This is a genomic window from Tidjanibacter massiliensis (genome assembly GCF_900104605.1).
Taxonomy (GTDB): Bacteria; Bacteroidota; Bacteroidia; order Bacteroidales; family Rikenellaceae; genus Tidjanibacter; species Tidjanibacter inops.
This window is the reverse complement of sequence record NZ_LT629960.1, coordinates 487,039-499,547: the sequence shown is the minus strand read 5'-3', so window position 1 is coordinate 499,547 and position 12,509 is coordinate 487,039. Positions and strand designations below refer to the sequence as shown.

Sequence of the window (12,509 nt, the reverse complement as noted above, 5' to 3'; positions counted from 1 at the left end):
CGTAATGCAAACTACGCAATAAAATACAAGATAACAAAACAACTCACCTTAAAAAACAAAAATGAAATCGTTATCTTATTCATCTTCCTCAAATCCTTCCGAAGCATTTGCCACTAACGCTTTACCTATTTCCAGTTGCAGAAACTTAGGCAATCGAAGCAACTTTGCCATTAGTTGGCTGTATGTGAAATCAACTTTGGTATCCAGTATCGGTTCTTCTTCAATGTCCGTGTCAATTCTTTCTACATACTCAGAGCCTTCGATAAAATCGGAATAGTCCGGATTCTCAGGCCAGTTTTCTATCGTACCGTCACTATTGATCCTTAAACGGATATAGTCACCGCAATCATCTGACTCCGGAATCAGACCGTTTGGTACATAATCGACAATCTTGCATATCGCCTTTTTATCTTTATCGAGCAGGAAATACGTGCCGCTGTCGCATATCTTGGCCTGCAGGTACAGATCTCCATATTCAGGCTTCCAATTCAGCAGTTTATGTGTTTTCATGTCGACTATTCCCGACCACGCACCTTTAGCAACCAACGGGTATTTGTTCTCATACAGTTCACCCATCCATGCATCTGTATAGCTGCACATTTCCTCGTTATATGGGAAATATATCATGAGATAATGCGCAATCTCACTCAATTTCTTTTTCTCAATGCCAATCAAAATCTGTTTTGCCATAATCAGTAAATATTAGCTGTTACTATTCAAACTTCATCATATCCGCCAACTGGACAAAATAATCATTTGACCAGATGCCGAGTTCCTTGGGATTTCTGACAAACGGAAGGACATCACTCTTTATCTGATTGATGTCCGCTGAAGCCAATCTGTCTTTTAATTGAGCCATGAACTCCTCCTTGCTGATTGCTTCATTGTTGAACTGACGGATACGCTCTGCAAGATGAGCAAAATCAAGAGGCACATTGTGACGGACATACCATTCAAAATCATACCAGTCACGACCTTTCACCCTGTTTTTCCAGCCTCTGTATACCAGTGCGTGCATCTTCCCGGCAAACAGATCCGGCAAAGTGAAACAGCGTGTCATGAAAGAGTGAGGTTGTAAAAGTAGCTTTTGTTCAGTCCTGAAATTCAACGGTGGCTGGGTATCAACTTCAATTTTGATTTTTATGGATTTATCGGTCCGGAAAGACACATCATATACATCTGTATTGTCTTTCAGAAAAGCGGATTCGACCTTTCCGAATCCCTTTTTGTCCTTCTTTTTAATCTCCACCTCACGACCGACAATAGCAAATTCATCAATTATAGGCTGGAAGTATTTCGTGAAATCAAACTTGTCATCGGGAGCCAGTAGGGAAAAATCCATATCCTCGCTGAACCGTTGGAGACCATGAAAGATTCTAAGGCAAGTACCGCCGTAGAAAGCAGCCACATCGAAGAAGCCGCCATTGTAGAGCCCGGCAAGTATTACCTGCTGGTTTACTTCAAATATGGCATTTCGCCGCTGCTGCTCCGTAGCCATATCGTACGCCGAGAGCATATCGTCATAAATCTCATTCTTCATTTCTTCAGCAATTTAAGTAAAGTGCGTATCGAATCGGCCTTCTTGCCGACCTTGATGTATTTCTCGAATATCCCGGCATCCATCTGTATAAAATCCTCCCGTTCCATCCGGATATCTTCCTCCAAATAAATCTCGGCATCTTTCAGATAGCGCAAATTTACTTTTGGAGAATTGGCAATCAGATCGCACAGAGCCTTCTCCGGTGTAGCCATCACGAATGCATAGCCATCTTTCTTGATACTTGTCAGTCCTACAGAAAATGCGGCCTTAGATATATGCGTATATTCAAACCTTCCGAACGGCGTATCGAAGTTCTTGGCATACTTCAAAGTCATAGACTGTTTGATGTATACCTCTTCAGGTATCAGCCCATAGTAACGCAGAGCCGATGACATGGAAACATACGATGGGGCATACAGATGATTGGCTATCAATTCGGTCGAAAGGGTCTTACCCGTTATTTCAGGACTGCACACATAAAGTCCTTTCTTGAGGCGAATTATCTGTTTGTCACGCTCAAGCAACCTGAGTTTCTGGTTTCCGCCACTGATATGAGGAAACAGGGACTCCAAAACGGAAGCCGTAACAGGGATATTTCCTAACTGTCGCAATGGATTGTTCATGGCACAAAGATAGCTATTATTTTAATATAAAAGCATATTCAATATATTTTTCCACACAAAATATTGCTTTTATATAATCCTGATCTTTAGTGAAAGCACGTAGGAAAACAAAGTGAATTACACTTCCCACCAAATATTTTTCGGCATTTTGTCAATATCCACCAAATTTTTCTCAATCCGGTATTGTCCTATCCAACTATACACATCCGCCAAACACACAAGCACTTTACTTTATCCCCGTTCTCATATATACGCCTAATAAAGTAAAGTCAAAACAGAGGGAAGAAAAGAAATGGCTTCGCCAAACGAGCCAACCCCGATTTATAAAAATCCAGAAATAACACCACCTGTTTTTTTCTTTTGGCTGCAAAAATATTCGTGAGTGCATCTTGTTTTTAGTTGACATCAGTTGGTGAAAATCCCGCATATTTTCGTAACTTCGCATCGGAGAAAACAGGTGGACTTCGGACGGGGAAAGGAAGTTTTCCCGTTGGTTCTGATTCAAGTGAAAAGTGCGGCAAAACGGACGATTTTTGGTCTGAAAAACAAGCGAAAAAGAGCTTTTCTACCGTTTAAACAGCAACTTATTCATTTTCAAGCAGTTTATTAGAATGTATTGACAAGCAAAGCATGGTGTACTCACATAGTAACACACTACATTCTCAAAAACAGCAATGGCAGACCATCAGATTTCCGAATTTCAGGTCGTGGATTATGAACTACAAACTTTTTCCACAAGTCCTGAAAGGCTATACATCACATTTACAGGATTCAGATATTCTGACGGTGCCAACGTGGTCGGCACAATCACTGAAAAACGATAAAATCACAATCGACAATGTTGCGGACAACGGCGAACAGATAATCAACTTTATACCGTCGAATTAAAATACAAAAAATCAGATAATCCCCTTGTTGTAACTTATTTACAACAAGGGGATTTTTCTATCTCTGAACTATCGGTGCAAACTTGTATGCAAATGCCTATCTGAAATTTCTGAAGACCGTTTTTCCCAAACACACATGTTGAAAACAGCATTCGTTTACACATTGGTCTCTGACGAGGAAATCATATTCTCCAATATCAGTCTAATATATGAGTCCCTTTGGTCTCCTTGAAAATAGACATGATGTTCATTGAACTTCTTCTGTTTGCTGCTCAAATCCAATTCCGGGAAATCAACCCAATGCTTCACATCTTTCATCTCCGTGTTTGAGATAATATAGCTATTCAAGGTAATACTTGTATCGTGCAATCCCGGCTCTATATCATCACGGATAACTTTATACAACTGAATTTTGCTGCTGGCGAAGCCATTCAAATATGTAATACCCTTAGGATCAATAAACGACACATACTGATGCTCGCCTACGACAAGCCATACGATAAAATCAGGATAGAATCCACTATCATCAAAGAATCCAATACCTTTACGACTTTTGTTGCGAAGTAAATACAATGATTTACCTTCAAAAAAAGCAGGATTATTATCAAAGAACCGTTGTATATCGCATACGAAATCACGTTCACCTTTGTTCAACGCTACAGGCCTCACTTCAATGAGATTGCCGATTTCCTTGTGTTTGAAGCTCGATTCATTCAGATACAGTAACGGCTGATACAGGTGTCCGGCTATACACAACGCTTCAAAATCGTTCGAATTTGCAATCCTGATTGATTTCGAAAAGGTACCTGCCGTCAATTCCTGTTTCAGCTTATTGATTGCCTTGCAGAAACCAGCTTCATCCTCGTTCTTGAACAATTCCTTGTGTATAAGGACACGATATTCCTCTTCAAAATTAGGATGGCTGCTGTCAAGGTATGCAGTCTCCACATTTCGGCTCATCCAACGGCTTTTCGCATTGTTATACACCTTTTCTACATAGCCTTTTAACAGAGCGACAAGAATATCATGCCACATAGCCGTCTGGCTGCCAAAATCCGTAAACGACATCTGAGGTTCGGGAATAAACAGCGTGTACCAGCTGCTATCCAAGGCTATTTCCTTGATATCTTCGGAAGACACACACAGATTATACCAGCTACGTTCATTTTTGTAGTCTATTATGGCAAAGTATATCCTGTTCCAATCAACGAATGCAAGATGCTCCGGTGTCAATATTGCTTTATGCAAAGTGGTATTTGTCTCGTCAAGAATACTCTTGCGGCCCGCACTGCGCATCGCTTGTATTTTCGGATAATAATCAAGCGTAATAGGAGTATTACTCAGCATACCTGCTTTAATTATTACCTTCTCATCCTTCTTGAAATCACAGCCTGCTTTTATCTTCAGGTATTTCAACCGCTTTCCTCTGAGATTGGCAACGGGCAAAACAGGCAAATCAAACTTCTCCCAATCAGAGTCATTTGTCGGCAGGCCTTCATCTTCGAGGAACTGCTTGAACTGTTCCATATAATCGGCCTTAATACCAAAAATATTGAGCGTTTCAAGGTTATACATAAAACGCGGTTTACTTTCTGGCTGAAGAGAAGCGTCCAGGGCAGAGGAACGTTTCAGCGAGAACTTATAGCCTTTCAAACGTACACCTCGGCCAAATAACTGGATAATCTGACTCCCCTCCGACTTACCCACGTTGAGCAAGCCCATGGTAGAAACGCGCCACGACGACCATCCTTCCGTGAATTTCTTGCTACCTATGAGAATATTCAGACTACTGTCGGGCTTATTGATATTGGCAAAAAGCGACTTTTCGGTATACTCCTTACTCATTACGTTAAGTCCGACTTCCTCGCATTTCTTTGCCAACGTACCACTGTCTCCAACGTTGATGATGCCGAAGTATTCGCCATTGCCGATGCGCATACCTATCTCGCCGTCCTTACCTTTCAAGTTGTCAAGGTGCAAATGTGCTCCTGCAACCGAGCAATGGAACACCAGCCCCAGCATATCATTGTATATGTCTTCCGCCCCATGTTCCGGCAGGTTGCGCAAATAGGCAAACTGACGTGCAAAGACAGGATGCCCATACTTGTCAGTAAGCCCATCACTTCCATGCAAGAGATGATCTATATTGCCGATTGAAGCCTGTTTATCGGCAATGAACTGCTGAAAGAATTTCAGAATAAAGACAATGTCGCTGACTTCCTGTGACCCGATACTTTTATCAGCCGTCACCGAGCCACCTACAAACACGGCAAGAGGATTCTCCAAAAGGAATGGACGTAAATCAGCCCGATTGTCACGATACAAACGCTGTTGCTCGTAGAAGTTGAGCATACAAGCCGTCAGGTACATGATGAGCTGGTTGTCGCTAAGCGAACTGCCCCAATTGCTGTTCATGTTCAGAATCTGGTAGTCCTTACCATAGCCATCATTATAAAAATAGCGATAGCTGTAGTCGAAAAGCGTAGCCTTGCCATACTCGTGCAGCATCTCCAGACGTTTTGCAGCATTGCTGATCGCGGATATCGACTGACCGAAAGTGGCACTATACTCAAAAGAGAATCCGGTTTCACACAATTTGTCGCGTCTTTGTTTCCATGCATCACCGCCGGAGCCTCGATGCCCTTCATCTACCAACACCAGGTTGTTGCCCTCAAAAAAGCCCACTGCCACCGTCTTGTCGCCATCAGTGTCTCCAAGTTTGGTAATCTCAAGAACATCAATGTCATGACCCGCAAACATCCCGCTGGCGGTGTTCTTGTTGAACACATCTGCTCCGATATTGCTCTTCCGGAACTCTTCAAGGTGCTGGTTTGTCAAGCCCTCATTAGGCGTAATCAGAATGATGCGATTAGGCTTCTGACGATATTTCCCGGCATAATGGCGATACTGCAACACATTTACATGCATGAGCAGTGTCTTACCCGAACCCGTAGCCGACCAGAAAGCCACCTTGTTAAGATCGGCTTCCGTGAAATCCGTCATGCCATGATAAGTTTTCGGATCGGCATTGAAACCAGATTGAAGATATGTGTTAATATCGGCAAGCAACTTCTTCTTGTCGCTGAAATATTTGTCGAGATATATCTCCGTGAATAACAGACTAAGATACTGGAAATATTTCCACCTGATCCGAGCTTCGCGTTTCTCGCTGATTGCCTTGGTGTGACGGAAAATATGCTCGTCATAAGCCAACAACATCTCCTCGGTCAGCTCGCTGGTTGCAAACAACCGCTGCACAAGCTCTTTGTGAAAGTACGACACATTGTTTTCGTCCCAACCTTCAAGAACGGGGTCTTTCAAATGTTCGCTAAGCGCTTCCAAACTGGAAGCACCAAACAGCGAGAGTAGATACCGATTGAGGACAAGCGAATTGCTCAGCTTGCCTTCAACCTGTGGTTGTCTTGTTTGTCTTTGTTTTCTTGGCATGGTGCTTCTCCGGTTTTAGCAATCCTCAAACATGCGTTTTGCAAACTCCTGCTCAGTGAGAACCACTTTCCATTGCTCTTCATCGGTGCGCAGATTCTCCAGGTTGTTGTCGCCATTCACATAGATGCGGTCGAACTCCGTGTCGCGCGTAGAATAGCTCATACGACGGAAGAAATCGTTAAGCGCATCATTGTCCACCGTGTCGCAGTCACGCCAGATAACCAGTGTGCGTTCCCCGCGGCGGGTCACACCCTCGACCGTGCAAACCCCTTTCTTGGGATGGAGAATGCTCGTTACATTCAGACCGATAAGGTAGTTGAACGTTTCGATTACATCGATATTCTCTTCACGTGTTTCATTCTGCCGGATGATGCGCAGCTTCATATTCCACGGATTTCTAAACCACTGCATATTGAAAAGCGAATCGCGAGTCTCGATGTCGAGCATATAGCCAAGCATGTATCCGCCATAAAAGTCGACATTATCTTTGCTGATATTTGCCGGCTCTATGGTAAGGTTATTGAGCGTATCCTCGTACTGCTCCAAACGCATATATTTGAAACAATGGCTGCTGCCCTCACGTGACACAGGTTTGCCTCCGTCCCAATCCTTGCTGTAAATTACCTTTTGAATACGAGGTTTGGTTACCGTATCAAAATATTCGCCCATTTCACAGAGAATATACTTGCGCTTGCCTTGATCCTTTCTGTTAAGGTTGATAACTGCATGACCTGTAGTACCAGAACCTGCGAAATAATCAATTATATAACTATTTTTCTCTGTTACGGCATAAACACAATCTCTAGTCGTAAAAATTGATTTTGGGAATTGAAATAGGTCTTTCGATATTCCCATCGATGTTAAAATTTTAGTCCCATAATCACCCGCATTATATTTAGGACCATACCATAAGGTTTTGAATTGCTCAGAATACTTAGGCATTTCAATATCTATTCTATCTCCTATTTTCACAACCTTTAAAACATTGATAATTTCAGGCATCGTCTGAAAAGCATACCTCCACTTCCTTTCTATATTTTGAACATCAATAGGATATATTGCCACAACATCAGTATTCACGTCTTTAAGATTTCCGAAGGCGTCAAAGCATTTAGACAAATTCTTTATCTCAACATTAGATTTCGGGTGAAAATTATCATCACACACGCTTCCGTATCCTATAATTTGCAAATCTTTCACATAAATAGGGAAAAAGCAATTTCTAGCATCGGTTCTTTCTGATTCACTTCCCCAATTCCTAAACTTAGACCATTCCCAATCATTTTTATTTCTTATCTGAACATTTAACTTCTTCCTCGTATACGGCACTGTAAAAATTGCATATTCATTATTGTAAGAAAAATGATCTCCCATTGTCCCTTTTTTATTATGCTCAATTGCAACAGACACAATATCATAACCCTCAAAAATTTCCAATAATTGAAGATATAAACGTCCATGTTCATATTTATCAATAGCTACAACCTGGCTTCCTTCATATGATAGAAGCTTTTTCCCTAGATTCAGTCTATCATTAATCAAGGTTAGCCACGATGAATGTTTGTAACTATTTTTATAAGCAATTTCTGAAGAAGGAGAATTATATGGAGGATCAATATATACACAATCAACTGTTCCTTTATACTTCTCCTGCAACAGTTCCAATGCCTGAAAGTTCTCGGAGTTGATGAGCAGGCCATCGCACTGCTCATCAATATTGTCGATAGAAGCAAGCAGAGTATTCCTGAACTCTGCCGTAAAGAATTTGGTATCGAGCACGAGGAAAGGATTTTCCTTGAGGAATTCCACCGACAGCGGCACGGTATAGGCCGCCGTGTGTCGCTGGTCGCGTTCAATCCCGTCAATCGCAAACAGACGCACCCACTCCTCGCGCTGTGCATCGTTGACAGCAATCTCGGCGTAGAGGCTTTCCGGTACACGGTCGAGCGTCATGCAATAGTTGGACTCTATGACAAATTTCTTTTTCAGCCACAGCCGTTTCTGATAGTTCTCCAATGAAGCCAGGAAGGTAATGAGCTTCATGCCCACCATCTTTATGGCTTTGATTACGGTGAGATGCTTCAGGAATTCGCCGGGAGTGCGCGCATTGATATCGTCGATAACCAGTATTTCATTCTTGATGTAGAAATCGAGCTCGCGGGAAAGGAAGCCCCCAAGGTCTTTATGAATGAAATAATCGAACGTGTTGCGGGCTACATAGTCATTCAAATGTTTCTGCAACAGGGTACGGGTGCGGTCGCTTTCGGTCGGACGCGGAGCCAGAACGGAAATAAACTCAGCAGGGATAGCGTTTTTGATTGCATCAAAAGCCGCCTCTACAAGCGCCTTTTGCTTGGTCGCCTTCGGGTACAGTTCGTAGGTGAAGTATATGTGCAGCGTATCACCGATAACCTCGATCGGCGTTTCCTTACAAAGAGCAAAACGACGCTCCATATTATTCTGAGCCACATTGTTGTTTTGCTCAGTGGTAGCCTCACGCAGGGTAAACTCGCAGAATTTATCGCCATCGACAGCAAAACGGTAGTTGCGGAAATACTCGGCCGTCTTGATATAATACTGGTCGGCATTGGCCCAATACAGTTTCACCTCCTCGCCCTCGTAAGGTATGGCATATACGTCCTTCTTGTAACGGCGCTGAGAGACAAAGTCTCCACCATCATAATAGCGGCCAAAGAATATAGAAAGGTGTGAATACACCTCATTTTCAAGCTCTTCACTATTGCCGCAACGGGCAATACGTTCCTTGAGCTCCTGGACTTTGGGGGCATTGTCGGGATTCATGCCCGCCTCCGTCAGCGTAGAAACCAACTTCGCCAGCTCCTTTTGCAGGGCTTCCGCATCATTGGAGGCATTCTCGCTGATAGCTTCGGCCACCTGCCGGCGCAAGTCATTGTTGAGATAGGATTCTATTTGGTCACGTTTCCTGTTCATGATGCGATAGATACCGAAATCCAGGTCTGCCTGGTCAAGCATCAGCACCTTCTTCATCGTAGCTATGAACTTATCAAATTGTGTTGCCATATTGTTTTTATTCCATTTTATTACTTTGTCGTTTATACTACCTGCCAAGCTATGGTAAACAGATGTTCCTCTTCGGCTGCTTTATCCAACGAACTGTCGATGGCAGCGATGAGAGCATCTCGACGTACTATTATCTCGTCCTCAAGAGAAAACAGTTCTTGACGTTTTTGTCGCTGGTTACGCTGAAGATTAATGATTTCCGTTTGCAACTGCCGACGGCGATGGTCGTCAGTCTCTTTTCGGAATTCCCGCTCACGTTCCTTTATTCGTTTCTTCACGTCACGCAGCTCCTCTTCGAGCGAGAAGGTCTGATCTTCAGCCCATTGTTCAATCTTGGCACTTTCTTCATCGATAAATTGCTTGTCGCGCAAAGCGATGCTTTCATTCAGTGCCTTTCGCTTCAAGGCCATCTCCGTCTGTAAATGAGTGTCATCCATAACGGGCAAAAAGTCCTTTGAGACATGGCCGCTAATTGACATCAATTTCTCAACGAAATCATCCGGCATGACACGGCCTTCGCTATCAACGGCTGTGGCAATGATACAGTCTTCATCATCCTTTGGCGAATGGTAGTGCACGATTTTAACAGAAAGAATTCCATATTTGCCAACCTCGTTTTCAATTACAGACATCTTTTCCGGAGAATCGGTATAGTCGAATACGATACCGACAGTGTCCGATGTATCCTGCCGTTTGGCCTTTGCAAGAAGATATTGCGCCAACGGATGCCCTACACGGTAGGTATAGGCATCTGAAATATCTTTACCCATACGGTATGGCCCTGTGGAGAATGGCTGCCCAGCGTCGGCAGGAGTCTGACGCAAGGTGAAGCTATATCGCTTGCTGTCAATTTTGTCTATGCTGCTGCCAAGCATACTTATAGTGAGCTGCCACAACAGTTGATAAAATTGACTCAAAGCTTGTTCATCGGCAGACTTGCGCACTTTGAGTTTATTGACCACGTCGCGATCAAAATTCTCGATGAGTCGAGTACGTGTTTTGTCAAGTACCTCCTCTATCTGCTGGCGCATTTCTTCCTGCAATCGGTCAAAGGCAGCGTCTATTTCCTCCGTGGTGCGACAAGTCTGGTAGATGTCAAGTACACGATGCTCGAAGTCGATGCCATCCATTGTACTCCCCAGTACTTCGTCGCTGCTACCGAATACGCCTTTGAACAAGTTATATTTCTGGTCAAGCAACTCATATACGCGCTGGTCGGCTCGATTGGCTTTATTGATGAAATTGACCACAACCACATCATTCTTCTGCCCATAACGATGACAGCGGCCTATGCGCTGTTCTACTCGTTGTGGATTCCATGGCAAGTCGAAATTTACCAGCAGCGAACAGAATTGTAAATTGATACCTTCGCTTGCCGCTTCGGTTGCTATCATTATCTGCGCCTCTTCCCGAAAATAATCCACAAGAGCCTGTCGTTTATCCGCTGTCAACGAACCAGTTATACGAGACGTACCCGCATAGCGCTCTTTCCATGCTGCATATATCTCTTTTGATTTAGGGTCAGTATTACTCCCATTGAACAGCACTATACGCCCAGCATATCCATTTGCTTCAAGTAGTTGTTTCAGATATTGCTGGGTGCGATTGCTTTCTGTAAAGATAAGCGCTTTCTCAGGCTGCCCATTCTTCCGTTTATCCTCAAAGGCAATCTGCAAGGCTTGAAGCAAACATTCCCCCTTTGTATTCTCGGCAATACCAAGAGCAAGAGAGTGAATCTCTTTCAGATATTTTATCTCTGACCGAATTTCTTCAATCTCATCAGCCGAGTATGTACGCTTTCTCTCTTCTTTGTCCAATTCTTCATCGTTCTCATCGAGCCACTCGTCTTCATATTCCTCAAAATCCTCCATATCGCTGGAAAGCTCGTTCACAAGCACTGCATCGCGAGCTTCGTCAGAGGTATTATCCCCGACTATATTTTCCAAGCGTTCAATAATGGTTTGCAAGGTACCTGCAATGGCAAAAGTTGACGATGATAAAAGCTTGTGCAGAACAAGCGTGATAAGCGACCGCTGGCTGCGAGGCATACCAAAACATTCGTCCCGTTGCAAATATTCACTGACCATTTTACCCAAGGTCTGTTCGTCCTTACTTGGATAATATTCCTGCACCAAAGCCTTCCGCTCGGTATATTTCACGTATTCCTGGACGTCGCTTCGCAATGTGCGATGGATAATAGGCTGAATGCGCTCACGCAAATCTTTATATGTTGATTCCTTGCGAAGTTCGGTCTTACCATATCGAGTATTAAAGCTCTTAAGCCCCCCAAAATAGCCATCATCTATAATAGAAATAAGACCATACAGCTCTTGGACATTGTTCTGCAATGGTGTAGCCGTAAGTAACAATTTCTTGTAGTTTTTCAGCCCCTCCTTCAAGACAATGGCAGTCTTATTGCTTGATTTGTAAACATTACGGAGTTTATGCGCTTCGTCAAGGACTACCAAATCCCAGTTTACACGTTCAATGTGACGTATCTGTTTCTTTGCGAACTGGTAAGAGCAAATTACAATATGTTCTTTATCATCAAAAGGATTACTATATGTATCGGCAAGGATACGATTAAAATTCTTGGATTCCAGAATGACCGACGGGAGAAAAAACTTTTCCTCCAATTCCATACTCCACTGTTTTCGCAGTGTTGCCGGAGCAATGACAAGTATATGACGATGTCGCTCTGCCCACTGTTGTGAGATAACAAGCGCTGCTTCGATGGTTTTTCCAAGCCCTACTTCGTCAGCTAAAACAGCTCCCATACTCAACGGAGACTTGAAAGCAAAAAGCGCTGCATCCACCTGATGCGGATTCAAATCAACCTGAGCTTCAGCAAGTACACTCGTAAACTTATCTTCATCACTTGATGAGCGACGACGATCAAGTTGCCATGCAAGAAACTTTTGCTGATAGGCAGTAAGGGTTGGGATATTGTTAATTTTTGCCACAGTTTAA

At 43.3% G+C, this 12,509-nt stretch carries 6 protein-coding genes; all 6 read right to left on the bottom strand.

Annotated features, from left to right (window positions below):
- Positions 1-75: 75 nt before the first annotated feature.
- The gene (locus BQ5361_RS03075; RefSeq protein WP_035474578.1) at positions 76-690 is read right to left on the bottom strand and encodes a hypothetical protein; all 615 of its coding nucleotides are present in this window, start codon (positions 688-690) and stop codon (positions 76-78) included.
- A gap of 22 nt (positions 691-712) precedes the next feature.
- Positions 713-1,540, bottom strand: coding sequence for a nucleotidyl transferase AbiEii/AbiGii toxin family protein (locus tag BQ5361_RS03070; RefSeq protein WP_035474580.1), 828 nt, complete (start codon positions 1,538-1,540; stop codon positions 713-715).
- Positions 1,537-2,163 (bottom strand): type IV toxin-antitoxin system AbiEi family antitoxin domain-containing protein, encoded by a 627-nt coding sequence (locus BQ5361_RS03065; protein WP_071424913.1) that lies wholly within the window; start codon positions 2,161-2,163, stop codon positions 1,537-1,539. Before BQ5361_RS03065 ends, BQ5361_RS03070 begins: the two co-directional genes overlap by 4 nt.
- A 1,043-nt stretch (positions 2,164-3,206) precedes the next feature.
- Positions 3,207-6,497, bottom strand: coding sequence for a DEAD/DEAH box helicase family protein (locus BQ5361_RS03060; RefSeq protein WP_071424912.1), 3,291 nt, complete (start codon positions 6,495-6,497; stop codon positions 3,207-3,209).
- A 15-nt stretch (positions 6,498-6,512) separates the two neighbouring features.
- The gene (locus BQ5361_RS03055; protein WP_071425045.1) at positions 6,513-9,539 is read right to left on the bottom strand and encodes a DNA methyltransferase; all 3,027 of its coding nucleotides are present in this window, start codon (positions 9,537-9,539) and stop codon (positions 6,513-6,515) included.
- Positions 9,540-9,571: 32 nt separating this feature from the next.
- Positions 9,572-12,502 (bottom strand): SNF2-related protein, encoded by a 2,931-nt coding sequence (locus tag BQ5361_RS03050; RefSeq protein WP_083389226.1) that lies wholly within the window; start codon positions 12,500-12,502, stop codon positions 9,572-9,574.
- Positions 12,503-12,509 lie beyond the last annotated feature (7 nt).